Annotated in this window: 23 protein-coding genes, 1 pseudogene and 1 riboswitch; of the genes and pseudogenes, 12 read left to right on the plus strand and 12 right to left on the minus strand. The window is 74.3% G+C overall.

All coding sequences use genetic code 11. The features are described from left to right. The first annotated feature begins 74 nt into the window (after positions 1 to 74). From AB0G32_RS38210 to AB0G32_RS38225, 4 genes are all read left to right on the plus strand, one after another. Positions 75 to 1,049: an acyltransferase domain-containing protein gene (locus AB0G32_RS38210; protein WP_361174853.1), complete on the plus strand. Its 975-nt coding sequence runs from the start codon at positions 75 to 77 to the stop codon at positions 1,047 to 1,049. Continuing rightward, positions 1,044 to 1,251: riboswitch (cobalamin riboswitch) on the plus strand. Its footprint overlaps the gene before it by 6 nt. Positions 1,252 to 1,305: 54 nt before the next feature. Continuing rightward, positions 1,306 to 2,352: an ABC transporter substrate-binding protein gene (locus tag AB0G32_RS38215; RefSeq protein ID WP_361174856.1), complete on the plus strand. Its 1,047-nt coding sequence runs from the start codon at positions 1,306 to 1,308 to the stop codon at positions 2,350 to 2,352. After that, positions 2,349 to 3,365, plus strand: a complete 1,017-nt coding sequence (locus AB0G32_RS38220; protein ID WP_361174860.1) for an iron chelate uptake ABC transporter family permease subunit — start codon at positions 2,349 to 2,351, stop codon at positions 3,363 to 3,365. The genes AB0G32_RS38215 and AB0G32_RS38220 overlap by 4 nt, the downstream gene beginning before the upstream one ends. Further along, positions 3,362 to 4,198 (plus strand): ABC transporter ATP-binding protein, encoded by an 837-nt coding sequence (locus AB0G32_RS38225; RefSeq protein WP_361174863.1) that lies wholly within the window; start codon positions 3,362 to 3,364, stop codon positions 4,196 to 4,198. Before AB0G32_RS38220 ends, AB0G32_RS38225 begins: the two co-directional genes overlap by 4 nt. Here the strand turns inward: AB0G32_RS38225 and AB0G32_RS38230 are convergent. Further along, complete coding sequence (locus AB0G32_RS38230; protein WP_361174866.1) at positions 4,155 to 4,805, minus strand: TetR/AcrR family transcriptional regulator; 651 nt, start codon at positions 4,803 to 4,805, stop codon at positions 4,155 to 4,157. The two genes, AB0G32_RS38225 and AB0G32_RS38230, sit on opposite strands and share 44 nt — an antisense overlap. Before the next feature lie 127 nt (positions 4,806 to 4,932). Between AB0G32_RS38230 and AB0G32_RS38235 the strand changes: the two genes are divergently transcribed. Genes AB0G32_RS38235 through AB0G32_RS38245 form a run of 3 tightly spaced genes read left to right on the plus strand, consistent with a single transcriptional unit; the run spans position 4,933 to position 7,395 of the window. Next, positions 4,933 to 5,562, plus strand: coding sequence for an MSMEG_1061 family FMN-dependent PPOX-type flavoprotein (locus AB0G32_RS38235; protein ID WP_361174869.1), 630 nt, complete (start codon positions 4,933 to 4,935; stop codon positions 5,560 to 5,562). 45 nt (positions 5,563 to 5,607) lie between these two features. Next, a complete protein-coding gene (locus tag AB0G32_RS38240) occupies positions 5,608 to 6,531 on the plus strand; it encodes a PDR/VanB family oxidoreductase (protein WP_361174872.1) in 924 nt (307 codons plus the stop codon). 60 nt (positions 6,532 to 6,591) lie between these two features. Continuing rightward, positions 6,592 to 7,395, plus strand: a complete 804-nt coding sequence (locus AB0G32_RS38245) for a siderophore-interacting protein (protein ID WP_361174875.1) — start codon at positions 6,592 to 6,594, stop codon at positions 7,393 to 7,395. A 24-nt stretch (positions 7,396 to 7,419) separates the two neighbouring features. Here the strand turns inward: AB0G32_RS38245 and AB0G32_RS38250 are convergent, their stop codons facing one another. Next, positions 7,420 to 8,934, minus strand: coding sequence for a glycoside hydrolase family 3 N-terminal domain-containing protein (locus AB0G32_RS38250; RefSeq protein WP_361174878.1), 1,515 nt, complete (start codon positions 8,932 to 8,934; stop codon positions 7,420 to 7,422). Positions 8,935 to 9,264: 330 nt separating this feature from the next. Here AB0G32_RS38250 and AB0G32_RS38255 point away from each other — a divergent pair, with 330 nt between their 5' ends. The 5 genes from AB0G32_RS38255 to AB0G32_RS38275 are packed head-to-tail and all read left to right on the plus strand — an operon-like array spanning position 9,265 to position 14,534. Continuing rightward, positions 9,265 to 10,332, plus strand: coding sequence for a phytanoyl-CoA dioxygenase family protein (locus AB0G32_RS38255; protein WP_361174881.1), 1,068 nt, complete (start codon positions 9,265 to 9,267; stop codon positions 10,330 to 10,332). Next, the gene (locus AB0G32_RS38260; RefSeq protein WP_361174884.1) at positions 10,314 to 11,627 is read left to right on the plus strand and encodes a DUF6271 family protein; all 1,314 of its coding nucleotides are present in this window, start codon (positions 10,314 to 10,316) and stop codon (positions 11,625 to 11,627) included. Before AB0G32_RS38255 ends, AB0G32_RS38260 begins: the two co-directional genes overlap by 19 nt. Before the next feature lie 26 nt (positions 11,628 to 11,653). Next, entirely contained in the window at positions 11,654 to 12,826 is a 1,173-nt protein-coding gene (locus tag AB0G32_RS38265; RefSeq protein WP_361174887.1) for a type III PLP-dependent enzyme, read from the plus strand. Continuing rightward, positions 12,819 to 13,334, plus strand: coding sequence for a GNAT family N-acetyltransferase (locus AB0G32_RS38270; protein WP_361174890.1), 516 nt, complete (start codon positions 12,819 to 12,821; stop codon positions 13,332 to 13,334). The genes AB0G32_RS38265 and AB0G32_RS38270 overlap by 8 nt, the downstream gene beginning before the upstream one ends. A 3-nt stretch (positions 13,335 to 13,337) precedes the next feature. Further along, the gene (locus AB0G32_RS38275) at positions 13,338 to 14,534 is read left to right on the plus strand and encodes an MFS transporter (protein ID WP_361174893.1); all 1,197 of its coding nucleotides are present in this window, start codon (positions 13,338 to 13,340) and stop codon (positions 14,532 to 14,534) included. Here AB0G32_RS38275 and AB0G32_RS38280 read toward each other — a convergent pair. From AB0G32_RS38280 to AB0G32_RS38325, 10 genes and pseudogenes are all read right to left on the minus strand, one after another. Next, on the minus strand, positions 14,503 to 15,237 hold the full coding sequence (locus AB0G32_RS38280; protein WP_361174896.1) for a L,D-transpeptidase family protein: 735 nt from the start codon (positions 15,235 to 15,237) through the stop codon (positions 14,503 to 14,505). The genes AB0G32_RS38275 and AB0G32_RS38280 overlap by 32 nt on opposite strands. Before the next feature lie 118 nt (positions 15,238 to 15,355). Next, entirely contained in the window at positions 15,356 to 15,913 is a 558-nt protein-coding gene (ssuE, locus tag AB0G32_RS38285; RefSeq protein ID WP_361174899.1) for an NADPH-dependent FMN reductase, read from the minus strand. 46 nt (positions 15,914 to 15,959) lie between these two features. After that, positions 15,960 to 16,727 carry an alpha/beta hydrolase gene (locus AB0G32_RS38290; RefSeq protein ID WP_361174902.1) on the minus strand — a complete coding sequence of 256 codons (768 nt, stop codon included), beginning with the start codon at positions 16,725 to 16,727 and terminating at the stop codon, positions 15,960 to 15,962. A gap of 1 nt (position 16,728) precedes the next feature. Next, a complete protein-coding gene (locus AB0G32_RS38295) occupies positions 16,729 to 18,075 on the minus strand; it encodes an NtaA/DmoA family FMN-dependent monooxygenase (protein ID WP_361174905.1) in 1,347 nt (448 codons plus the stop codon). A 37-nt stretch (positions 18,076 to 18,112) separates the two neighbouring features. Next, on the minus strand, positions 18,113 to 18,940 hold the full coding sequence (locus AB0G32_RS38300; protein ID WP_361174908.1) for an ABC transporter ATP-binding protein: 828 nt from the start codon (positions 18,938 to 18,940) through the stop codon (positions 18,113 to 18,115). Continuing rightward, entirely contained in the window at positions 18,937 to 19,818 is an 882-nt protein-coding gene (locus AB0G32_RS38305; RefSeq protein WP_361174911.1) for an ABC transporter ATP-binding protein, read from the minus strand. Before AB0G32_RS38305 ends, AB0G32_RS38300 begins: the two co-directional genes overlap by 4 nt. Further along, entirely contained in the window at positions 19,815 to 20,690 is an 876-nt protein-coding gene (locus AB0G32_RS38310) for an ABC transporter permease (protein WP_361174914.1), read from the minus strand. Before AB0G32_RS38310 ends, AB0G32_RS38305 begins: the two co-directional genes overlap by 4 nt. Positions 20,691 to 20,692: 2 nt before the next feature. After that, on the minus strand, positions 20,693 to 21,664 hold the full coding sequence (locus AB0G32_RS38315) for an ABC transporter permease (protein WP_361174917.1): 972 nt from the start codon (positions 21,662 to 21,664) through the stop codon (positions 20,693 to 20,695). Further along, complete coding sequence (locus tag AB0G32_RS38320) at positions 21,661 to 23,199, minus strand: ABC transporter substrate-binding protein (protein ID WP_361174920.1); 1,539 nt, start codon at positions 23,197 to 23,199, stop codon at positions 21,661 to 21,663. The genes AB0G32_RS38315 and AB0G32_RS38320 overlap by 4 nt, the downstream gene beginning before the upstream one ends. A gap of 371 nt (positions 23,200 to 23,570) precedes the next feature. Then, positions 23,571 to 24,139 (minus strand): annotated as a pseudogene (locus AB0G32_RS38325) (hypothetical protein); the annotation flags it as partial.

Genomic DNA, 24,139 nt, shown 5'->3' on the forward strand with positions numbered 1-24,139 from the left:
GCGCACCGTACTGATGTGTCCCGGCCAGGGCGCCTACCTCCCCGGCGCCGGCGGACCGGCCGCGCACCGTACTGATGTGTCCCGGCCAGGGCGCCTACCTCCCCGGCGCCCTGCGCCACCTGCGCGAGGTGCCCGCGGTCGCCGAGGTGCTGGCGGCCGTGGACGCCCACGCGCCGGACCGCCGCCCCGGCGCCCTCCCCGTCGGCCGGCTCCTCACCGAGGAGGACGCCCCCGGCCCCGAGGAACTCCTGCGCGCCGACCCCCTCGGCTTCGACCTGGCCACGTACGCCGCGGTGGTGGCCGCCGCCACCGTCCTGCTGGACCTGGCCGGCCCCCGGGTCGACGCGGTCCTCGGGCACAGCGTCGGAGACCTGGCGGCCCTCACCGTCGCGGGGGCCGTCACGGTCCGCCAGGGCGTCCAACTGCTGCGCGTCCGGGACCGGCTGCTGCGGACCGCCGGACTGCCGGCGGCCGGCATGGTGGCCACCGACGCCGACGCCGGCCGGGCGGCCCGTCTGATCCGCACCTGCGGCACGGCGCAGGTCCGGATCGCCGCCCGCAACGCGCCCGCCCAGGTGGTCCTGGCCGGCCCCGACGCCCAGCTCGCGCACCTGGAGCGGGCGCTGCTGGACGGCGGGCACCGGGTGACCCGGCTGGCCAGCCGCACCGCCTTCCACCATCCGCTGCTCGGGGAGGTGCACCGGTCCTTCCGCGGGCTGCTGCGGACCCAGCCGATCGCCCGGCCCGCCCTCGCGGTGCACACCACGGCGGGGCACTGGGCCGCCACCCCCGCCCAGCTGCGCACCGCGGCCGCCGCCCACCTCACCGAACCCATGGCCCTGCACCGCGCCCTGCGCGCCCTGTGCCGGGCCGGTTTCACCACCTACATCGACAGCGGCCCCCGGGCGCTGCTGAGCGCCCTGGTCAAGGCATCACTGCCCGGCTGCGCGACCGCCGCGCCGCTGCGCACCCCGGTCGGCGCGGAGCGGATACGGCAGCGGCTGGCCGCCGTCGCCCCGCCGCACCGCCCCGGTCAGGGTGCTTGGTAGTCTGCCGGGGCCAGTCACGCCACCACCCCGGTGGTCAGGGAATCCGGTGCGAATCCGGAACTGACGCGCAGCGGTGAGGGGGACGGGCGGGGCACTGATGCCACTGGGACACCGACCGCGCACCCGCGGGCGGGCGTCCTGGGAAGGCGCCCCGTCCGGACGAACCCGAGTCCGAAGACCTGCTGGCACCTCCGCGCCCCCGCGCGGAGGTCGACCACAGGCCAGGCTCCGCGTCCAGAGCCCCGACACCCGAGGCATGCCCGTGCTCCGTTCCACCCCCCGCAGTGCCCTGCTCCTGCTGACCTCCCTCACGCTGCTCACCGCGTGCGGCACCGCCGGGACGGAAGGGACGTCGGCAGGCGCCTCCGCCGCCGCCGGCTACCCGGTGACCCTCCAGAACTGCGGCCACACCGTCACCCTGAAGTCCGCACCGCGGCACGCCGTCTCCCTCAACCAGGGCAGCACCGAGATCCTCCTCTCGCTCGGGCTCGCCGACCGCCTGGCCGGCACCGCCACCTGGACCGACCCGGTGCTGAAGGGCCTGGCGAAGGCCAACGCGAAGGTGCCGCGCCTGGCCGACAACAACCCCTCCTTCGAGAAGGTCCTGGACGCCGGACCCGACTTCGTCACCGCCTCCTTCGTCTCCACGCTCGGCACCGGCGGGGTCGCCACCCGCGAGCAGTTCGAGAAGCTGGGCGTGCCCACCTACGTCTCCCCGTCCGACTGCGGCGCCGGCAAGGACAACGACAGCGGCGGCGACGGCTCCCGCTCCACCCCGCTCACCCTGGACACGGTCTACGGCGAGATACGCGACCTGGCCCGCGCCTTCGGCGTCCAGCAGCGCGGCGAGCGGCTCGTCGCGGAACTGAAGGAGCGGGTGCGCACGGCCACCGACGGCCTCGACGCGTCCGGTGTCTCCCTCATGTACTGGTTCGCCAACTCCCAGTCGCCCTACCTCGCCGGGTGCTGCGGCGCGCCGGGCGCCATCACCCGGGCCCTGGGCGCGCGGAACGTCTTCTCCGACACCCACGACGAGTGGCCCCAGATCAACTGGGAGACCGTCGCCGACCGCGATCCCGACGTCATCGTCCTCGGTGACCTGACCCGCAAGTCGCAGACCGCGGAGTCCGCCGCGGCCAAGATCGAGTTCCTGGAGACCAACCCGGCCACCCGCAACCTCACCGCCGTCAAGAAGAAGCGGTACGTGCTGCTCAGCGGACAGGCGATGAACCCGTCCATCCGCACCGTCGAGGGCATCGAGCAGGTGGCCGCCGGACTGCGGGACCTCGGACTCGTCAAGTGACGGGGCTGCGGACCCCGTTGCTCACCGCGGCCGGACTGGCCGCGCTGGTGGTGTCGGTCGCCGTCGCCGTGACCATCGGACCGGCCGACATCTCCACGGCCGACGTCTGGGCCTCGGTCGCCGCCCATCTGGGGCTCGGCCAGGGCGCGCTGGCCCCGCTGCGCGACGGCATCGTGTGGGACCTGCGGATGCCGCGCACCCTGCTGGCCGCGGTGTGCGGCGCGGGCCTCGCGCTGTGCGGCGCGGTCATGCAGTCCCTGCTGCGCAACCCGCTGGCCGACCCGTTCGTCCTCGGTGTCTCCTCCGGCGCCTCGACCGGCGCGGTCGCGGTGATCGTGCTCGGCGTGGGCGGGGGAGCGGTGTCGCTGTCCGCCGGGGCGTTCGTCGGCGCCCTGGTCTCCTTCGCGCTGGTGCTGCTGCTCAGCCACAGCCTCGGCGGCAGCGTCGACCGGGTCGTGCTGTCCGGGGTGGCCGCCATGCAGCTGTTCTCCGCGCTGACCTCGTTCACGGTACTGACGTCGGCGGACGCCGAGACCACCCGGGGCGTGATGTTCTGGCTGCTGGGCTCGCTCACCGGGGCCGGCTGGACCGAAGTACTGCTGTGCGCCGGGGTGCTGGCCGCCGTACTGCTGGTCTGTCTGGTCCACTCGGCCACCCTGGACGCGTTCACCTTCGGCGAGGAGGCCGCCGCGAGCCTCGGCGTGCGGGTGGCCCGCACCCGGCTCGTGCTGCTGTGCGCCACCGCCCTGCTCACCGCCGCCCTGGTCAGCTGCGCCGGGGCGATCGGCTTCGTCGGGCTGGTCCTGCCGCACGCCACCCGCGCGCTCACCGGCGCCGCCCACGCCCGGCTGCTGCCGGTCACCGTGCTGACCGGCGCGGTCTTCCTGGTCTGGGTGGACACCCTGGCCCGTACCGTCCTCGACCCGCAGGAGATCCCGGTGGGAGTGGTGACGTCCCTCATCGGCGTACCCGCGTTCGTGGTGATTCTGCACCGGGGCCGGAGGCGGTCGTGAACGACTCGGAGACCGCCGCCTCGCGGACCGCCCGCCCCGCGGCCCCCGCCGCCGGAGGGCTGCGGGCCGACCGCGTGGGCCGGCGGGCCGGCGGGCGGCTCGTCGTGGACGGTGTCAGCCTCGCCCCGCGCCCCGGCGAGACGGTCGGTCTGCTCGGCCCCAACGGGTCGGGAAAGTCCACCCTGCTCAGGCTGCTGGCGGGCGTGCTGCGCCCCGCCGCCGGCGTGGTCACCCTCGACGGCCGGCCGCTGGCCGAAGTCGGCCGCCGGACCGCGGCCCGCCGCCTCGCCGCCGTCGAACAGCACACCGACACCCAGACCGAACTGACCGTCCGGGACGTCGTCGCCCTCGGCCGCATCCCGCACCGCCGCCCCTGGGCGGCCGGCTCGGCCGCGGACGCCCGGGCCGTCGCCGCCGCCCTCGACCGCACCGGCCTCACCGGCCGGGCCGGCCAGTCCTGGCACACCCTGTCCGGCGGCGAGCGCCAGCGCGCCCAGATCGCCCGCGCGCTCGCCCAGGAACCGCGCGAACTGCTGCTGGACGAACCCACCAACCACCTCGACATCCAGCACCAGCTGGACCTGCTGGAACTGGTGGTGAGCCTGCCCGTCACCACGGTCGTCGCGCTGCACGACCTCAACCTCGCGGCGATGTACTGCGACCGCGTCCTGGTGCTGAGCGAGGGCCGGGCCGTCGCGGAGGGCGTCCCGGCCGACGTCCTGACCCCGTCCCTCATCGAACGGGTCTACGGCGTGCGCGCCGAGGTCACCGACGGCCACGGCCACCCGGTCATCCGCTTCCTGCGCCGCCCGCCGGAGCCGCCCCGCCGGTGAGATAGCGGTGGAGCATGGCCACCAGTTCGTCCTCCAGCCGGCCGGTCTCCAGCGGCACCCGCGCCGAGCAGATCTTGTGGACCACCAGCTCCACCGTGGTCACCAGGAGCCGGGCGGCGGCCTCGGTGTCGGTCACCCGCACCTCGGGGTGGCTCTCCAGCAGCTCCCGGCCGTACCGGATGCGCTCCTCCTCGTACGCGTTCACCTTCGCGAGCAGTTCGGGGGCCCGCGGCGCCTCCTCGGCCATCACCCGCAGCAGTTGCGGATCCTCGACGTGGTTCTCGACCGCCGCCCGGACGAACACCCGCAAAATGTCCGCCAGCGACTCGGGCAGCCCCTCGGCCAGATACCGGGCGACACTGGCCTCACCGGCTTCCAGGTGCCGGGTCACCAGCTCCACCAGGATCGCGTCCTTGTTCGGGTAGTACTGGTAGAGCGAACCGATCGAGACCCGGGCCCGTTCGGCGATCCGGTTGGTGGTGCCCGCCGCGTAGCCGTACTCCTCGAAAATGTGAGCAGCCGCGTCCAGGATGCGCTGCCGGGTCAGCTCGGCGCGCACCTGACGGGGCTGTTTACGTGGGGCGAGACCACGTCGGCCGGATGTCATGCAACCTCCTGGGCAGCGCCGCGAAAGCGAGTGGCGGACGACCTGAACAATTGCTCACAATACTGTCATGACCTGCGGCGGAGCCGTCAAGGACGGCCGCCGGACCGCCCCCGCGGAAGGACCCTTCATGACGCATGTCGCCACGCCGTACCGGAGTGTGGGCCCGGACGAGGTCCGGGCCCGGCTCGGTGCGCCCGACGCGATGACCGCGGCGAAGAAGACCGACCGGCTGGACGACTTCTTCCGCCGGTTCATCGCCCACTCGCCGTTCCTCACGATGGCCACGGCCGACGCCCGGGGCCGCGCCGACTGCTCGCCCCGGGGCGACTACCCCGGCTTCGTCAAGGTCCTCGACGACCGCACCCTCGCCATCCCCGACCGCCCCGGCAACCGGATCGCCGACTCCTTCGGCAACCTCGCCGAGAACGACGGCATCGGGCTGCTCTTCCTCATCCCCGGCATGCGGGAGACGCTGCGGGTCAACGGCCGGGCCCGGCCCACCGACGAGCCCGACGTCCTGGCCCGGATGGAGACGGAGGCCCGGCAGCCGGTGCTGGCGATCCTGGTCGAGGTGGAGGAGGCGTACTTCCACTGCGGCCGCGCGCTCATCCGGTCCCGGCTGTGGGACCCCGCCGCCCAGGCCCTGGCCGACGAGATGCCGTCGGCCGGCGAGGTCGCCGTCGGGCAGTTCGGCCTCGACGTCGACCCGGGGTTCATCGACAGCCGTCTCGAGGACAGCTACCGCGAGCTCTACTGACCAGGCCGACCAGGCGCCCAGGCCCCTTAAGGACACCGAAACCCCATGGCAGCACAGACCCAGCAGACCGTCCTGGTCGACCGCCTCGAACCCGTCACCGAGGACGTCGTCTCCCTCACCCTCAAGGGCACCGAGGGACCGCTCGACCCCTGGGAGCCGGGCGCCCACATCGACGTGTCCCTGCCCAACTGGCTGACCCGGCAGTACTCGCTGTGCGGGGACCCGGCCGACCGGGACACCTACCGGATCGCCGTCCGCCACGACCCCCTCAGCCGGGGCGGATCGGAGTACATCCACCGCTTCCTGCGCGCCGGGCGCGCCCTGACGGTGTCGGTGCCGCGCAACCACTTCCCGCTGCGGCCGGCGCCGGGCTACCTGTTCCTGGCCGGCGGTATCGGCATCACCCCCGTGCTGCCGATGCTGCGGGCGGTGACGGCGGCCGGACTGCCCGCCCGGCTGGTGTACGTGGGTCCGACGGTGGCCGCGATGCCGTTCGCGGCCGGCCTGCGGGCCCGGTACGGGGACCGGGTGCGCCTCGTGGCCACCCGGGAACAGGGCCGCCCCGACCCGCGCGCGCTGGCCGCGGACCTGGCCGCGGACACCCTGGTCTACTGCTGCGGCCCCGCGCCGCTGCTGGCCGCCGCCGAGCAGGCGTTCCCCGCCGGGCGGCTGCACGCCGAGCGGTTCCGGCCGCTGCGCCGCGAGTTCGGTCCGGACACCGGCTTCGCGGTGGAGTGCGCCCGGTCGGGCGGGACGGTCGAGGTGCCGGCGGGCACGTCCATGCTCGACGCCCTCGCGCACAGCGGCCGGACGGTGGCCGCGGGCTGCCGGGAGGGCGTCTGCGGCAGCTGTGAACTCACCGTCCTGGACGGCGAACCCGACCACCGCGACGACATCGGCGCCCCGGCCGGCCGGATGTACCCGTGCGTCTCCCGCGCGCGTTCGGCGCGGCTCGTGGTGGACCTGTGAGCCGTACCGGACCAGCCGGGTCCGAGCACCCGATCCCATGAACATGGAAGCGAGACACCCATGAGTCTGCTGCCCAAAGTGCGCATGCCCCGGACCCGGCGCATGATCACCCTGGAGGTGCGGGCCACCGAGCGGCTGAGCCCGGCCTTCCTCTCCGTCACCCTCGGCGGCCGGGAACTGGCCCATCTGGAACCGATGGGACGCGACCAGACGGTACGGCTGTTCTTCCCCCGCGCGGGCCAGCGGCGGCTGCGGATGCCGAGCCGCGACAGCGAGGCGTGGATGGCCGAGCTGCTGCTGATGCCCAAGGCGAGCAGGCCCTGGGTGCGCAACTACACGGTCCGCCGGGTCCGGCCGGAACTCGGTGAGCTGGACATCGAGTTCGCGCTGCACGCCGACGGTCCGGCCGCCGCGTGGGCGCGCGGCGCCCGGCCCGGTGATCCGGCCGGCGTCTTCGACATGGGCATCACCCATCTGCCGCCCGAGGACGCCGGGTGGCAGTTGCTCGTCGGCGACGAGAGCGCGCTGCCCGCGATCCTGGCCATCCTGGACGACGCGCCCGGCTCGCTGACCGCGGACGTGTTCCTGGAGGTGCCCGAGCGGGCCGACTTCCGCACCGGCCTGCGTGTTCCCGAGGGCGTCACGGTGCACTGGCTGGCCCGCGACGGTGCCGGGCCCGGCGCGGCGGCCCTCGACGCGGTGCGGCGCGCCGAGCCGCGGCCGGGCCGGGGATACGCGTGGGTGGCGGGCGAGTCCCGGCTGGCCACCGGGGTACGCCGGCACCTGGTGCGGGAGTGGGCGATGCCCAAGTCGGACATCGCCTTCCACGGCTACTGGCGGCAGGGCCGGTCGAGCGTCGGCTGACCCCGGCGCCGGCGCGGGCGCGGGTCAGCCGCCGGTCAGGACCTCCGCCGCGGCCACCCCGGAGGCGGTGCTCGCGCCGTGCGTGAAGACCTGCACCGCGCCTTCGGTGAGGGGGTGCGGCAGCCCCATCTCCACCAGTACGGCGTCCGGGCGGGCCGTCGTCAGGTCGGTGACGGCGCGGCTCATCCAGCCGTGCCGGGCGGCGTCGCGGACCACGACCACCAGCGGGCGCCCGACCGCCGGGCGCAGCGCGCACTCCTCCAACGCGACGGTACGGGCCTGGAGCTGATGCCCGTGCACCCGTACCGAGGTGGTGTCCGGCAGCCGCTCCCGCAGCGCGGCGGCGATCCCCCAGGGCGTCTCCTTGCCGATGGCCAGGTTGGTGGCCGGCGCCAGCTCCACCACATGCGGCGCGGACGGCAGGGGCAGCGCGTCCCGGACCGCTCCGGTGACCCGGACGGCCCGGCGGGCGGCGAGCTGCCCGATGCCCGCGCCGCCCCCCGGCGCGTCGCCGGCCGACTCCCGCAGCTTCACCGACCAGTCGGCGAACTCCGCCACCCGGCGCGCCGCGTCGGCCAGCCGTTCCTCGGCGAGTGCCCCGTCGGTCACCGCGCCGGCCAGCGCGCCGGCCAGCAGCTCGGTGGTGGACTCCTCGGCGCTCTCGCCACCGACGCACAGTGCGTCCACCCCGGCCGCCACGGCCCGTACCGCCGCCCCGCCGATGCCGTACGCCCGGGTCACCGCGGCCATCTCGATGGCGTCGGAGACGACCAGGCCGTCGAAGCCCAGCTCGCCGCGGAGCAGGTCGTGCAGGATGCGTCGGCTGAGGGTGGCCGGGCGGCCGGGGTCGTAGGCGGGTACCAGCAGGTGGCCGCTCATCACCGCCCGCGCACCCGCGTCGACGGCGGCCCGGAACGGGGGCAGCGCCCGCGCCTCGATCTCCTCGCGGCCGGCCAGGTAGGCGGGCAGGTCGTGGTGCGAGTCGACGGCGACGTCCCCGTGCCCGGGGAAGTGCTTGGCGCAGGCCGCCACCCCCGCCGACTGGAGCCCGCGCACCCAGGCGGCGGTGTGCCGGGACACCACGTCGGTGCCGGTCCCGAAGGACCGCACGCCGATCACCGGGTTGTCGGGGTTGGAGTTGACGTCCGCGCTGGGCGCGTAGTCCAGGCTCACCCCGGCGGCCCGCAGCTGCCGCCCCAGGTCGGCCGCGACGGCCTCGGTCAGCTCCGGGTCGTCGACGGTGCCGAGGGCGAAGTTGCCGGGCCGGCTGGAGCCGGCGGCGGACTCGATCCGGGTGACGTCCCCGGCCTCCTCGTCGATGGCGACGATCAGTGCGGGGTTCTCGGCGCGCAGCCGCTCGGTCAGCCGGGCCACCTGGTCCGGGGAGTCGATGTTCCGGGCGAAGAGCACGACGGAGGAGAGTCCGTCGGCGACGGCGCGCAGCACCCAGCCGGGTGCCTCGGTGCCCACGAAGCCCGGCTGGAGGACGTTGAGCGCGAGCCGGCGCAACGCGCCGCCGGGGTTGCTGCTGGAGGTCATCGGCCGCGCCTTTCGGGTGTTTTGCTGGTACAGACCAAGCCCACGATGCGCCCAGGCTAACCAGGTGTGTCAAGGGTGGAGCCGGGGCCGAGGATCTTGAATTTCAGTCAACGGGGCTGTTCGGCAGGGGTGTTGACACCGCCACTTGGTCTAGTCCATTGTGAGGCCACGTTCGGCGCGAGGCACCGCGGTCCGGTGTCCGCCGCCCCCGCTCCGCCACCCGGCCCCGAGCGGAACCCCGCAGCCCCCCTCCCGCGTGCGCACAGCGGCACGCCTCGCGCACAGACCGCCGTCCACGGCAGGTGCGACGGCGACGACTTGGAGCACCACATGGCCACATCCGACCCCTACCTGTACCGAGCCGCCTCGGACGTCCCCTACTTCAGCGCGGACGCCGACACCTATCTCGCCCGCACCCAACTGCGCGACCTGGTGAAGACCCGCCCGCTGCGGGTGCTGACCGAGGAGCAGTTCGCACACTGGCAGACCTACGGCTACACGGTCGTCGAGCAGGCCGTCCCCGCCGAGTCCGCCAAGCGGCTGCTGGACTTCGCCTGGGACTTCCAGGGCCTGCACCCGGACCGCCCGGAGACCTGGTACGAGGAGCGCCGCTACCGCTCCGACCTCGACCGCGAACTGCACATCTACGGCTTCGTCGAGGCGTACCACCACCAGCTCATCTGGGACAGCCGCCAGACCCGGCGGGTCTACGACGCCTTCGCCGACGTATGGGACTGCGAGGAGCTCTGGGTCACCCTGGACCGCCTCAACCTCAACCCGCCCAACGTCAAGAACCGCGACCGCGCCCTGATCGAGGCGCGGGACCGCGGCTTCGACATCGAACTGCACTGGGACGTCGACACCACCCTCGGTGTGCTGCCCCAGCGGGTGCAGGGCATCATCGCCCTCAACGACACCGAGCCGGACCACGGCGGCTTCCAGTGCTGCCCCGAACTCTTCCGCCGCTTCGAGGACTGGAAGGCCCGCCAGCCGGCCGGCCGCGACCCCATCCGGCCCGCCGTCGACCGTGCCGAACTGCCCGTGGTCCGGCCCGACCTGAAGGCCGGCGACCTGCTGATCTGGAACGGCCTGCTCGCCCACGGCGTCGCGCCCAACACCTCCGGCCGCGGCGTGCGCGCCGTGCAGTACCTGTCGATGATGCCCGCGCTGGAGGAGCACGAGGCACTGCGCCGCTCCCGGGTCGAGTCCTGGCGCACCCTGGCCACCCCCGACTGGAACGCCACCCTGCTCGGCGACATCGACCGGCCCGAGGCACAGCGGTACCCCACCGCCGAACTCGACGACCTGGGCGCCCGCCTGCTCGGCCTGAAGTCCTGGCGCGACGGGAGCGACACCGACGAGGCCACCGGGGACGCCGCATGCGCCGCATCTGTCTGACCCTGCCCACCAACCGGGCCTGCCCCGAGACCATCACGGCCCTCGGCGCGGAGGCCGCCCACGCCGCCGAACACGCCGACGTCGACGTCCAGGTACTGATCCTCGACTCCTGCGCCGCCGCCGTGCGCGCCGAACACACCGCCGTGCTCAGGAATTTGCCCGCGCACCCCCGCGTCACCGTCCACCACCTCGACGAGGCCGCCCAGCGCGCCTTCCTCACCCGGATCGTCACCCGCTCCGGCAGCACCAAGCCGGACCTGCTCCTCGACCTCCTGCTGCCCGACGGCCTCTCCTACGGCGCCTGCACCGACCGGGCCTTCCTGATCGCCGCCGCGCTGGGCTGCGAGTCCGTGCACCGCCGCGACTCCGACAGCCGCTACCAGCGGCTGGCCGGCCGCACCGTCTTCCCCGTCCACCACGAACTGGCCGCCCTCGGCCGCCTCCCGGCACACGCCGAGGTCACCGCCACCGACCTGCCGGCGGCGTACGCGGACCGGCCGGTGGCGATGGTGGGCGGCTCCTTCGTGGGCGAACTCTCCGTCGACATCGCCGAGATGCGCGCCGCCGACCCCGAGGTCTACCGCGAGGTGGTCGGCCTGTGGGCGCCCGGCCACTGGACGCCCGCCGCCAGACGCGAACTGGCCGACGAGTCCTTCCGGGGCGCCGGCACCGCTGCCTTCACCGCCGACCACGCGACGCTGACGCTGGTCGACCCGATGCGCGTCGACATGTGCAACATCGCCTTCCACGGCGTGCACGAACGGGTACCGCTGCCACCGGCCCGGGACACCATCGGCAGCGACTACTTCCTGATCCACCTGGTGCACGACGCCCGGCTGCCCGGCGTCCTGCACAACCGGCACATCGTCAACTACTACACCGCCGAACGCCGCACCGACGACGGCTTCCGCGCCTACCAGACGCGCTTCGTCAAGTTCCTGTTGTCGATGCTCTACTTCCACCACGTCTACGACCGGATGGCCGAAGCCGGCGACACCCTGCTGGACCACACCGGCCGGGTCCGCTCCGAGGCGATCGCCGCGCTGGCCCGGGAGAGCACCGGCCTTGACCGGACGGAGAACCTCCGGCGGCTCGACGCCGTCGACACGGCCTACCGGCGCCTCGGCGGCCGCTGGGCCGGCGTCGCCGACCTGCTGGCCGCCCGCCGGGACCGCCTGCTGGACGAGGCCCGCGACGACATGGCGGACTTCGCGCTGCTCACCGAGGCGTGGCAGCCGCTGATGGCCGCCGCCCGGACCACCCCGCTCACCGCGCCGCCCGGGCAGCCCGGGTGAACACGCCACCGCGGACGGCCCCGGGGGTGCTCAGCGCACCGCTCGCCGCCGCGCTCGCCGCCGCCGGCCCGGACCGCCTGGTACTGGACCTGGCGGGCATCGTCCGCGCCCACGCCACACTGCGCCGCGAACTGCCCGGCGTCCAGGTCCGGTTCGCGCTGAAGGCGTGCCCGGCGGACGAGGTCGTCACCGCGCTGGCCCGGGCGGGCGCCGGCGCCGACGCGGCGAGCCCCGCCGAGATCGAGCAGGCGCTGCGGGCCGGTGTGCCGGCCGGCCGCGTCCACTACGGCAACACCGTCAAGTCCGACCGGAACATCGCCGCCGCGCACCGCCTGGGCGTGCGCACCTTCGCCACCGACAGCCTGGAGGACGTGGCCGCGCTCGCCGCCCACGCGCCCGGCGCCCGGGTCTTCTGCCGGGTGGCGACCGGCGGAGCGGGCGCGGTGTGGGGCCTCAGCCACAAGTTCGGCTGCGCGCCCGCCGACGCGGTCCGGGTCCTGGTCCGGGCCCGGCAGGCGGGACTGGTGCCGGCCGGGCTCTCCGTGCACGTCGGCTCCCAGCAGATGACGGCCGAGGCGTGGCGGACCGCGGTGGAGGACCTCGCCGAGGTACTGCGCGCCCTGCGCGCCCGGGGCATCGCCCCGGACCACGTCAACCTCGGCGGCGGCCTGCCCGCACGGGGCTACCTCGACCGGCACGGCGACCCCCTGGACCCGCCACTTGACAAGATCTTCGCGGTGCTCCGGGAGGGCATGGACACCCTGCGCCGGGCCCACGGCGGCCCCCTGGACTTCGTCGTCGAACCCGGCCGGTACCTGGTCGCCGACCACGGCGCGGTGCGCGCGCACGTCGCCCGGCTCGCCCGGCGCCGGGGCCCGGACGGCACGGACCGGCACTGGCTGTACCTGAGCTGCGGCAAGTTCAACGGCCTCTACGAGATGGACGCCCTCCAGTACCGGCTGGTCTTCCCCGGCCACCGGCCCGGCCCCACCGTCCCGGCCGTCGTCGCCGGACCCACCTGCGACAGCGACGACGCCTACTCCCACGAGGACGGTCTGGTCCAGGTGCCCCGCACGCTGGCCTCCGGCGACCCGGTGTGGGTGCTGTCCTCGGGCGCCTACGCGCTCAGTTACACCACCCGCGGATTCAACGGCTTCGCCCCGCTGCCCTACACCGTCACCGGCGGCGCCGATGACTGAACCCGTACGGGTCCGCCGTATCACCGCCGCCGACTGGGACGCCGTGGTGGCACTGGAGCGCGACGCCTACGCCCCGCTCGGCCTCTGCGAGGGGCGGGCCGCGCTCCAGTCCCGGGCGGCCGTCTCGCCCGGCACCTGCTTCGTCGCGGACGTCGGCGGCCGCGCGGCCGGATACCTGCTGGCCCTGCCGTACCCGGCGCTGACCGTCCCCGACCTCGGCCGGACCGAGCCCGTCGCCGTACCGCCCGGCAACCTCCATCTGCACGACATCGTCGTCGCGCCGGCCCTGCGCCGCCGGGGACTGGCGCGGCACCTGCTGCGCCGGCTCACCGGCGCCGCCCGCGCCCGCGGCGACGAGCGGATCTCGCTGGTCGCCGTGGGCGGCAGCGACCGGTTCTGGTCGGCCCGCGGCTTCGCACCGCACCCGGACGTCGTCCCCACGGGCGGCTACGGCGCCGACGCCGTCTACATGTCCCGGCCGGTGCCGGCCCCGCGCGAAGTGAGCTGATACGTGTCCCGACTCCACGACCCCTTCCACCGCGGCCAGTTGGCGGCCGCCGCGCTGTTCTGCTCCCTCGGCTTCCAGTACGCCACCTGGGCGGCGCGCATCCCGGCCGTCAAGACGGACCTCGCGCTGAGCACCGCCGAGGTCGGCGTGCTCCTGATGGCCGCCGGCGTCGGCGCCGCCGTCTCCTTCCCGCTGGTCGCCTGGCTGATGCGACGGCTCGGTTCCCGGCGCCTCGCCCTGCTCTCCCAGCTCGGCCTGGCCCTGCTCCTGCTGGCCCTCGCGGCGGCGCCGAACTACCACGTGGCCCTGCTGGTCATGTGCGTGGACGGGCTGCTGGTGGGCTGTCTCAACGTCGCCATGAACGCGCAGGGAGCGGCCCTGGAGGCCCGCTTCGAGCGCACCACCATGGCCCGGCTGCACGCCACCTTCAGCGCCGGATCGCTGCTCGCCGCCCTGGTCGCCTCCGGCATGACCGCGCTGACCGGGTCGGTCACGGCCCACTTCGCGGTCGCCGTCGCCCTGCTCCTGGCCCTCGGTGCCACCGCCCGTACCGGACTCCTCACGGACGACGCACCGCCCGCGCCGGTGGCCGGCAAGCCGCGCCGCCGTTGGACGGTCCCCACCGCGCTCACCTGCTGGATGTGCTGCGCGATGGTGTTCGGCACGATCGCCGAGGGCGCGATGAACGACTGGTCCGCCCTCTACCTCAAGGACGTCGTCGACGCGTCGGCCGGGCTCGCGCCGCTCGGCATCGCCGTGGTGTCCGGCGCGATGGTGGTCGCCCGGCTCTTCGCCGACGGCTGGCGCGACCGCTTCGGCGACCGGCGGGTCGTCCTGTTCGGCAGCGCGCTGGCCGCCACCGCCCTGACCTGCGCCCTGCTCGCCGGCGGTGTGCTGCCCGCGCTGCTCGGCTTCGCCTGCGTCGGCCTCGGCATCGCCGCCGTCACGCCCTGCGTCTACGCGGCGGCGGCCCGGCAGGGCTCGGACGCGCTGACCCTGGTCGCCGCGATGGGCACCACCGGCCTGCTGGCCGGACCGCCGCTCATCGGCTTCGTCGCGGACGCCAGTTCGCTGGCGTGGGGCATGGGGGCCGTCGCCGGGTCGGCGGCCGTGGTGGCGCTGTGCGGTACCCGGATCAGCTGGCAGCCGGTGCCCGGGCCGGCCCCGGTCACTCCTTCAGCGCCGCCTCGGGTCCCATGACGACGACCGGTTTGCGGGCCGGGTCCAGCGCCTTCAGCAGCACCCGCATGTGCTCCGCGCGCAGCGACACACAGGCGTTGGTCGGCCCGCCGTGGTCGACGTGGATCCACACCCCGCCGCCCTTGTCCTCACCCATCGGACGGGTCTCGTCCAGCGGGGTGGTGCCGGGCACCCGGTTGTAGTCGATGGCGACCACGTAGTCGAACGAGCCCTCCAGCGGCTCACCGAGGTGACCGGTGCCCTCGGCGTGGAACTCCGGGTCCTCGTCGTAGGGCAGCCGGGCCCACGGGGCGGGCAGCCGGCCGCCGGCGTCGCTGAGCGAGAACACGCCGATGGGGGTGCGCAGGTCGCCCGCCTCGTGCTCGCTGGTCCAGCCGCGCAGCCCGTTGTGCGCCGGCCAGGGACCGGCGACCGCCCGCCAGCCGTGGTCGGCGCCCCGCTCGTACAGGACCACCTGGGCCCGGTTGTCGTCCTCCGCCCCGCCCCGCACCACCACGGCCTGCCGGGCGGCGGACGGCACCCGGTCGCGCAGGGCGGGCCCGACACCGGGCAGCGGGCGGTGCGCCGTGCGCTCCGGCGGGGCGCCGGGCACGGGCGTGCCCCGGGCGGCGGAGCCCCGCGGCTCCGGGGCACAGCCGGTTCCCAGCAGGCCGGTGCAGACCGCGGCGCCGAGCGCGCAGGCCAGGGCTTTCCTCAGGGGCATACCGATCTCCGACTCCGTACGTGTCCTAGTCATTGCTTGACCGCTCACGGCATCGGATTCCCACGGACCGCCCCGCCTCCCCCGTTCGGCGCAGACCTGTCCCCGGATCGGGACGGCGTCAGGCCGCCGGGACCGGCGCGCTGGTCCGGCCGCCGAGCACCGCGGAGAACCGGTCCGTGACCTCCGCGAGGGCCCCGGCCGCGTCCGGCGCCACCGTCAGGGCCCCGTCCTCGCCGACCAGGATGCTCCGGTCGAGGGTGAACCAGCCCGGCACGATGTGCGTGGCGCCCATCGAACTCAGCACCGGGCGCAGCGCGTAGTCGATGGCCAGCACATGGGCGGTGCTGCCGCCGGTGGCCAGCGGCAGCACCGTCTTGCCGGCCAGCGCGTACTGCGGGAGCAGGTCGAGCAGCGACTTCAGCAGTCCGGAGTAGGCCGCCTTGTACACGGGGGTGCCGATCACCACTCCGTCGGCCCGTTCGAACAGGGCCGTCGCCTCGACGATCGCGGGATGGCCGAAGTCGGCGCCGAGCAGCGCGTCGGCGGGCAGGGTGCGCACGTCCAGCGGCACCACCTCGTGGCCCTGCACCCGGAGCCGGTCGTCGAGGTGGCGCAGCAGCCGTGCGGTGCGGGAGGTGGGGGAGGGGCTGCCGGAGACGGAGAGGACGTAAGCCATGAGGGACCTTCCGGAGGCGGGGACGGGGAACGGTCGGTGGCGGCGCTCACCAGGCGCTGGACGCCACCGTGATCAGGGGCCGCAGTTCATTGCGCAGGGTCTCCAGGAACGTGACGATCTCGGCGGCCACCGAGCGGTGCTGGAGGTCGTTGAGTACGTCGTGCCGGGCGCCGCGGACCAGTGAGAGCCGGGCCCGGGGCAGCGCGGCGGCGGTCCGGACCAGGCTCTCGTGGTCGGCGAGCGGGTCGGCGTCCCCGGCCAGCAGCAGGGCGGGCACGGGGAGAGCGGCGTCGTGGACCGCGGTCAGCAGTGCCGCGGGCAGCGTGGCGTCGAGGGCGCCGCGCCGCACCCCCCGGTCCTCGGTGAGCACGGCCCGGTGGGTGGGGCAGGAGGTGCGGACGTCGAGTTCGTCGTCCCAGCTGTCCGTCTTCGCGCCCGCCCGGCCCGGCAGCCCGGCGAGCACGACGGCGTCCGGTGCCACGACGGCCGGCGTCCCGGCCCGGCCGAGCAGCGCGGCGAGGGCCGCGGCCCCGGAGTCGGCGCCCACCAGCACCACCGGACGGACCACCCCCTCGTCCCCCGCGGCGCCCTCGACCGCCGCGGCCAGCCGGGCACCGAACCGGGCCAGCGAGCCGGGCAGGTCGGTGGCGTCCAGGTCCGGGGCGTCGGTCACCCGGACCCGGTAGGCGTCGGCGGCGAGCCGCCGGCCGAGCCGGCCGTAGGTCGCGGGCGTCTCACCGCGGCCCGGCACGACGAGGACGGTGCCGCGGGTGCGCAGTCCCGCGGGGGCGTGGTGGTCGGCGTACTCGGTCATGTCAGGCACTCCTGTTCGCGAGGCGGCGGGCCTCGGTGTGGCGGTTGGCCGGGACGGGCAGCCCGAGGTGGCCGCGCAGCGTGTCGGCGGTGTACTCGGTGCGGAACAGTCCGCGCTTCTGGAGCAGCGGCACCACCCCGTCGACGAACAGCTCCAGTTCGTCGTCGGTGCGGAAGGCGAGGTTGATGCCGTCGAAGGCGCCGGCCGCGAACCACTCCTCGATGGCGGCGGCCACCGTCTCGGGCGCCCCGACGAACGGCGAGCGCCGGAACTCGTTCACCGAGTCGGCCACCTGGCGCAGCGTCAGGCCCTGCTCCCGGGCCCGCTCGATGATCTTCGCGGCGCCGGTGCGGCCGCCCTTCTCCGCCAGGTGCGCCACGTCCGGGAAGGGCGCGTCGAGGTCGTGCGCGCCGAAGTCGTAGGCACCGAAGGACCGGCCGAGCAGCGCCAGGTTGCTGGCGAAGTCGTTGTCCTCCTCGAAGATCTCCCGCTCCCGGCGCCGGGCCGCTTCGTCGGTGGCGGCCACCACCGGACCGCCGTGGATGAAGATCTTGAGGTGCTCGGGGTCGCGGCCGTAGGACGCCGTGCGCCGCTTGATGTCGGCGTAGTACTCCCGCGCCTGCGTCAGCGAACCGCCCGGTGCGTAGATGCCCTCGGCGACCCGGGCGGCGAGGTCGCGGCCCTCCTCGGACACTCCGGCCTGGAAGATCACCGGCTGGCCCTGCGGCGAGCGGGAGATGTTCAGCGGACCGGCCACCTTGAAGTGCTCGCCGGTGTGGTTCAGTTCGTGCAGCCTGGCAGGGTCGAGGAAGACGCCCCGCTCGACGTCCGCCGGGAAGGCGTCGTCCTCGTAGGAGTCCCACAGGCCCCGGGCGACCTGCACGAACTCCAGGGCGCGGCCGTAACGGGTCGGGTAGTCGAGGTGTTCGTCCAGGCCGTAGTTGCGGGACGTGCCGGTGTCGAAGCTGGTGACCACGTTCCACCCGGCCCGCCCGCCGCTGATGTGGTCCAGCGAGGCGAACCGCCGGGCCAGGTTGAACGGCGAGTTGTACGTCGAGCTGGCCGTGCCCACCAGGCCGAGGTGCCGGGTGTGGGTGGCGACCGCGGACAGCAGGGTGAGCGGTTCCAGCCGGTTGAGGTAGTGGGACGGGTAGGTGGCGTTGATGAACTGGCTGTCGACGATGAACAGCGCGTCGAACAGGGCGTGTTCGGCGGCCCGCGCCTGCCGGATGTAGTAGCCGATGTCGATGCTGGCGTTCTTCGCCACGCGCGGGTCCTTCCACAGCCCGTGCTGGCCGGGACCGCCGACGCCGTAGGGGTGCAGGGCGAGATGGAGCGTGCGGGACATGGTGTTCCTGTCTGTGCGAGGGGTCTGCGGAAGGGGGTCAGGCGGGCAGCAGGGCGCGCAGGCGGTCGCGTTCGGCCCGGTCGGCGAAGGCGCCGCGCAGGGTGGGGGCGGAGCCGACCAGCAGGCGGGTGTAGGGGTGCTGGGGACGGTTGACGACGTCGTGCGCGGCGGCGGTCTCCACCAGCTCGCCCCGGTACAGGACGGCGATCCGGTCGGCGGTGCCGGCCACCGAGCCCAGGTCGTGGGAGATGAACACCATGGCCACCCCGCCGGCCCGCAGCTCCTTGAGAATGTCGAGGATCTGGACGCGGTTGGCGGAGTCCAGGGCGCTGACCGGTTCGTCCAGGATGACCAGCCGCGGCTCGGTGACCAGCGCCCGGGCCACCGCGACCCGCTGCCGCTGGCCGCCGGAGAGCTCCCCGGGCAGCCGGTCCAGCAGGTCGCCGGTCAGCCGCACCCGGTCCAGGAACGCCCGGGCCCGGCCGGCCGCGTCGGCCCGTGGCACTCCCCGTACGAGCAGCGGCTCGGTGAGCGACTCCTCGATGGTCAGGTCCGGGTCGAGGCTGCGCAGCGGGTCCTGGAAGACGTACTGGACCACGCCCCGGCGGCGCAGCGCGCGCCACTGCCGGTCGCCGTGGCCGGTGACGTCCTCGCCGTCGATGACGATCGACCCGGCGGACGCGGGCACCAGGCCGAGGACGGCCCGGGCGAGGGTGGACTTGCCGGAGCCGGTCTCCCCGATGACGCCGACGGTCTCACCGGGGGCCACGGTCAGTGCGACGCCGTCCAGGGCCTGCCTGCGCCGGCGGCGCGGGCCGTAGTGCACGGTGAGGCCGGTGACCTCCAGCACGGGACGCGGGGTCATGGGGTCTCCTCGAAGGGGTGGGCGGTGCGGAACTTCTCCAGTCCGTACTGCTCGTGCTCGGCGACGAGCAGCCGGGTGTACTCGTGCCGGGGGTCCGCCAGCACCGACCGGGTCGGCCCCTGCTCGACGACCTCGCCGTGCCGCATGACCAGCACCTCGTCGCACAACTGGGCGACCACCGCCAGGTCGTGGGAGACCACGACCAGGGCGAGGCCCGTTCGCTCGCGCAGTTCGGCGAGCAGGTCGAGGATCTCGGCCTGCACGGTGACGTCGAGCGCGGTGGTGGCCTCGTCGGCGACGAGGACGCGGGGCCCGGCGGCGACGGCCGCCGCGATCAGCACCCGCTGGAGCATGCCGCCGGACAGTTCGAACGGGTACTGGCCGTAGACGAGTTCCGGGTCGCGCAGCCGGACGGCGGCCAGCAGTTCGACGGCGCGCCGGCGGGCTTCGCGCCGCTTGCGGCCGAGCTTGACGCGGACCACCTCGGCGATCTGCGCGCCCACCTTGACCGACGGGTTGAGGTAGGACGCCGGGTCCTGGAAGACGGCGCTGACGACCGCGCCCCGCAGCCGCGTCCACCGCGCGGGCGTCAGCGTCGCGATGTCGGTGCCCTCGATCTCGATGGTGCCGCCGCTGATCTCGAAGTGGGCGGGCAGGATGCCGAGCGCGGCCCGGCAGGTGAGGGTCTTGCCGCTGCCCGACTCGCCGACGATGCCGACGGTCTTGCCGGGCGTCAGCTCGAAGCCGACGCCGTGCACGATCTCCCGGCCGCCGGCCCGGTCGGTGACCCGCACGTCGCGCAGGGCGAGGACGGGCGGAGCGGGGGCATCCGGCGGGGTGTCCCGGGCCGGGAGGTCCTTGGTGGTCAGGGTCGTCATCGCGTACCTCCGGCGGGAGTGGGTTCGGTCCGCTTCACCTGGCGGGCCCGCAGCAGGGCCCGGCCGGACTCGCCGGACACGTCCCGGATCGCGTCCGCGAGCAGATTGCCCGCCCAGACGGTCGCCATGATCAGCAGCGCGGGGGCCACCGGCGCCCACGGTTTCTGCCCGAGATAGCCCAGGTCGGAGGCGAGCAGCCCGCCCCAGGTCGGGTCCGGTGGCTGTACGCCGATGCCGAGGAAGGTCAGGCTGGAGACGATCACGAACCCGGTGCCGACGGTCTGCGCGAACGCCACCGCGATCGGCGCCAGCACCTTGGAGCGGACGTGGCGCCGGACGATCCAGCCGACCGAGGCCCCCGAGATGATCGCGGCCTCCACGTACGGCGAGCGGGCCACCGAGAGCGTCGCGGCCCGCGCCACCCGGTAGAACAGCGGCGCCACCAGCACGCCGGTGACCAGCATCGCCTGGGTGAGGCCGTTGCCGAGCAGCGCGATCACGGCGACCGCGAACAGCAGGAACGGCAGCGCGACCAGGGTGTCGGCCAGCCGCAGGGTGACCCATTCGAAGGCGCGGCCCAGGTAGACCGACAGGATGCCGGGGACCGCGCCGACGACCAGGGCGGTCACCGCGACCTCCAGGGCGCCCAGGACGCTGACCCGGGAGCCGTCCAGGAGCCGGCTCAGTTCGTCGCGGCCCAGGTTGTCGGTGCCCAGCCAGTGCGCCCCGGAGACGCCGGCCAGCGCGTTGTCGCCGGCGGCGAGCGGGTCCTGCGGGGCGAGCAGCGGGCCGAGGACGGCGAGCAGGGCGATCAGGACCAGCACGGTCACGGCGATCCGGCCCGAGGTGAGGCCGAGGACACGGCGCAGCACGGTCACACTCCTCGCTGTGCGGCCGGCGTGACGCGGGCCAGCACCAGGTTGACGATCAGGTTGAAGGAGACGACCAGCGCGACCGACACCACCAGGACGCCCTGCACCGCCGGTACGTCACCGGCCTGCGCGGAGTCGTTGGCGAACCGGCCGAAGCCCTGGAGACCGAAGATCCACTCGGTGACCACGGAGGCGCCGACCAGCGCGGGGAACTTCAGGCCGAGCGTGGCCAGGGTCGGGCCCAGGCCGTTGCGCAGGACGTGCCCGAAGAACACCCGGCGCGGACTCAGGCCCCGCACCACCGCGCCGGTCACGTAGTTCTCGCCGTAGGCCGACACCAGGCTGGTGCGCAACTGGCGGGCGACGTCCGCGACCACGTCCAGGCTCAGCGCGAGCGCGGGGAGCGTGATGTGCGCGAGCCAGGGGCCGACGCCCTGCGCGGCGGGGACGTAACCGCCGGAGGGGAACAGGCCGAGGCCGACCGCGAGCACGGTGACCAGCACGATGCCGACGACGAAGGCGGGCATCACCGAGATGACGGTGACGAAGCCGGTGACCGCGCGGTCCACCCAGGTGGTGCGGCGCAGCGCCGCGAGGGTGCCGAGCACGAAGCCCAGCGTCACACCGATGAGCAGCGCGAAGAACGCCACCGAGAGGCTGACGCCCAGACCGAGCCCGATGAGGGTGGAGATGTCGGCGCCGTTGGTCCAGCTGGTGCCGAGCTGCCCGTGCAGGACGCCGGTGAACCAGTCCCAGTACTGGACCAGGAACGGCCGGTCCAGTCCCCACTGGGCCTCCACCCGGGCGACGGCCTCGGGGGTGGCCTCCTCGCCGAGCTGGATGCGGGCCGGGCTGAGCCCGCTGAGCGAGCGCAGCGCGAACGTCACGAAGGTGGCGACCACGAAGACCGGCACGAACACCGCGACCGACCGGCCGGCCACCGCCAGGGCCCGGCGCGGGGAGTGCCGGGTCACGAGGCACCCGCGATGGTCACGCCGGTCCAGTTGAGGTGCGCGGGGTTCTTCGGCAGGTCGGAGACCGACTTGCTCTTGGCGATGAGGTTGGGCTGGGAGTACGTGAACACCAGCGCGTCGCTCTTCAGGCCGGCCCGGGTGGCGGCCTGGAGGGTCTTGGTGTACTGGGGGTCGTCCAGCGGGGTCTGCCGCACCTTGGCCACCGCCGCCTCGAAGCCGGCCGGTTCGTAGGGCGAGCTGAGGTTGAGCGGACCGTCCGGACCGAAGTGCGCGGTGAGGGTCTGCACCGCGGAGTCCCGGCCGGTGGTGCTGTAGAGCGAGAACGTCAGGTCCTTGGCGAAGAACGGGGTGGCCCAGTTCTTGTCGATCCTGATGTCGACGGTGATGCCGACCTTGGCGAGCTGGGACTGGACGATCTCGGCCCCCGGGTCCTCGGCCGGGATCACCAGGTCGAGCTTGATGTCACCGGCCTGGTGACCGGCCGCGGCCAGCAGCTTCCTCGCCTTCGCCGGGTCGTAGGGGTAGGCGTTCTCCGACTCCGGGTCGTAGGCCGCGTACCCCTTGGGGAACGGCTGGTCGGTGGCCTCCCCGTAACCGAAAGTCAGTTTGTCGACGAACTCCTGGCGGTTGACGGCGTACCGGACGGCGTCGACCACCCGGTCGTCGTCGAACGGCGCCTTGTTGACGTTGAGGCTGATGTTGGAGGCGTTGAAGCCGGGCTGCACGAAGACGTCGAGGCCGGCCTTCTTGGCGCTCTCGGCCTGGCTGGGGTCGATGTCGGCGAAGTTGTAGACGCCGGTGCGGAGTCCGGAGACCACGGTGGAGGAGTCCGGCGCGGAGGTCAGCTCCACGTTCTGGATGTGGATGTTCTCCGCGTCCCAGTAGTCCGGGTTCTTCGTCAGCACCGCCTTGGTGCCCGGGACGAGCTGGGTGATGACGAACGGCCCCGCGCCGACCGGGTTCTGGTCCAGTCGCTCCGGCGACTTCGCCGCCTTCGGGCTGGCGATCTGGAGGACCCGCTCACCGAGCAGCTGCGGGATCTGGTAGTCGACCTGGGTGAGGTGGAAGACGGCGTCGAGGCCCTTCGCGGTCACGGACTTGATGGATGTCAGGTCGCCGAAGAGCGCCGAGTTCTTCTGCTTCTTGGCCCGTTCGACGGCCGCCTTCACCGCGGCGGCGTTCACCGGTTCGCCGTCGCTGAACTTCAGCCCGGAGCGCAGCCGGAAGGTGATCTCGTCGCCCTCGGCGTTGTACTTCCAGCTCTTCGCGAGGTCCGGCACGGCCTCGCCCTTCTCGTCGACCTTGGTCAACGACGCGTAGACCAGGGCGAGTTCCCGGAACTGGGCGCCGCTGCCGCCGACCACCGGGTCCCAGTGGGTGGGGAAGTAGGTCGAGGTCCACTTCAGAGTGGCGGCGCCGCCCGCCGCGGCGCCGGCCCCGCCGCAGGCGGCGAGGACGGGGACGAGCAGGGTGGCGAGCACGGTGCCCAGCGCGGCGGCGCGCGGGCCTCTGGCGAAGCGGGGGCGTCGGGGCATGTCTGTCTTCCTGATGGGTGCGGCCGCGGGGAACGGAGGCGCGCGGGTGCCGCACGGCGGGCATGCCGATACGGGAGTACGCGGGAGGCGGCCGGGAGACGGGGAGGTGAAGCGGCGAACCGGGAAAGCGGCGCCGCGGTGGGCGCGGAGCGCGACAGGAGGCCGGCGCGCACGAGGAACGCGGGCGCGGCCAGGGGCCGTGGGCGGCGGTCGGTCAGCGACAGAGAGCGCTACAGGTGCGCCGCAGATCCACGTAGCGGCACACCACACCGGGGTGCGTCGTCAGCATGCGGCCATCCTCGGGGAGGAGTCGGCCGCTGTCAATGGACACCAATCGATGTCTCATTGCGCGGGACGGACATGACGGCTGATCAGAGGCCGTCCGGTCGGCCGCCGCGCGAGTGCCGCCGGGAGCCACCCGCACGACGCGGTGCGCCCGCCGGCGGGGCGGGCGGTATCCGCCGGGGTGGGCCCGGGGTGTGGTCGGTCGTCTCGCGGGTCAGGAACCGCGTGGCGGTGCGGCCGGTGCTCGCGGGGTGGGTCGTGGCCTCGTCCGGGTGCAGCCACAGCGGCCCGCCCGCGGTGTCCACCCGCACCGCGCCGGCGGGCGGCCACGGTCCCGGCGCGAGCAGACTCCGCTCGGGTTCCGTCAGGCTCCGGAAGCGCTCCAGCGCCTCGGTGGGGGCGAGCGCCCGCCCGGCCGCACGGAGCCCGGGGCGGACGGCGTCGACGGCGGCGGCGTACGCCTCGAACGGCCGCCATCCCGGCACCGCGCGCCGCCCCCCGGGGCCGCGCACCAGCACCGTGGGCAGCGCGTACCGGTACCCGCCGTCGTCCGTCTCCTTGGCGGCACCCGGATGCGGCGACCCGCCCGGCACCGACCGCACCTCGGGCACCGGGCGGCGCGCCTCGGCCCGGTCGGCGGCCACCTCGTCCCGCA

The organism is Streptomyces sp. NPDC023723, assembly GCF_040639815.1.
Taxonomy (GTDB): Bacteria; Actinomycetota; Actinomycetes; order Streptomycetales; family Streptomycetaceae; genus Streptomyces.

Coding starts and splice junctions, on each gene's coding strand:
- AB0G32_RS38235 (WP_361174869.1), top strand. CDS start 4,933: ATGACGCATGTCGCCACGCCGTACCGGAGTGTGGGCCCGGACGAGGTC.
- AB0G32_RS38245 (WP_361174875.1), top strand. CDS start 6,592: ATGAGTCTGCTGCCCAAAGTGCGCATGCCCCGGACCCGGCGCATGATC.
- AB0G32_RS38240 (WP_361174872.1), top strand. CDS start 5,608: ATGGCAGCACAGACCCAGCAGACCGTCCTGGTCGACCGCCTCGAACCC.
- AB0G32_RS38260 (WP_361174884.1), top strand. CDS start 10,314: ATGCGCCGCATCTGTCTGACCCTGCCCACCAACCGGGCCTGCCCCGAG.
- AB0G32_RS38320 (WP_361174920.1), bottom strand. CDS start 23,199: ATGCCCCGACGCCCCCGCTTCGCCAGAGGCCCGCGCGCCGCCGCGCTG.
- AB0G32_RS38255 (WP_361174881.1), top strand. CDS start 9,265: ATGGCCACATCCGACCCCTACCTGTACCGAGCCGCCTCGGACGTCCCC.
- AB0G32_RS38250 (WP_361174878.1), bottom strand. CDS start 8,934: ATGACCTCCAGCAGCAACCCCGGCGGCGCGTTGCGCCGGCTCGCGCTC.
- AB0G32_RS38300 (WP_361174908.1), bottom strand. CDS start 18,940: ATGACCCCGCGTCCCGTGCTGGAGGTCACCGGCCTCACCGTGCACTAC.
- AB0G32_RS38215 (WP_361174856.1), top strand. CDS start 1,306: ATGCCCGTGCTCCGTTCCACCCCCCGCAGTGCCCTGCTCCTGCTGACC.
- AB0G32_RS38210 (WP_361174853.1), top strand. CDS start 75: ATGTGTCCCGGCCAGGGCGCCTACCTCCCCGGCGCCCTGCGCCACCTG.
- AB0G32_RS38230 (WP_361174866.1), bottom strand. CDS start 4,805: ATGACATCCGGCCGACGTGGTCTCGCCCCACGTAAACAGCCCCGTCAG.
- AB0G32_RS38295 (WP_361174905.1), bottom strand. CDS start 18,075: ATGTCCCGCACGCTCCATCTCGCCCTGCACCCCTACGGCGTCGGCGGT.
- AB0G32_RS38305 (WP_361174911.1), bottom strand. CDS start 19,818: ATGACGACCCTGACCACCAAGGACCTCCCGGCCCGGGACACCCCGCCG.
- AB0G32_RS38280 (WP_361174896.1), bottom strand. CDS start 15,237: ATGCCCCTGAGGAAAGCCCTGGCCTGCGCGCTCGGCGCCGCGGTCTGC.
- ssuE (WP_361174899.1), bottom strand. CDS start 15,913: ATGGCTTACGTCCTCTCCGTCTCCGGCAGCCCCTCCCCCACCTCCCGC.
- AB0G32_RS38290 (WP_361174902.1), bottom strand. CDS start 16,727: ATGACCGAGTACGCCGACCACCACGCCCCCGCGGGACTGCGCACCCGC.
- AB0G32_RS38270 (WP_361174890.1), top strand. CDS start 12,819: ATGACTGAACCCGTACGGGTCCGCCGTATCACCGCCGCCGACTGGGAC.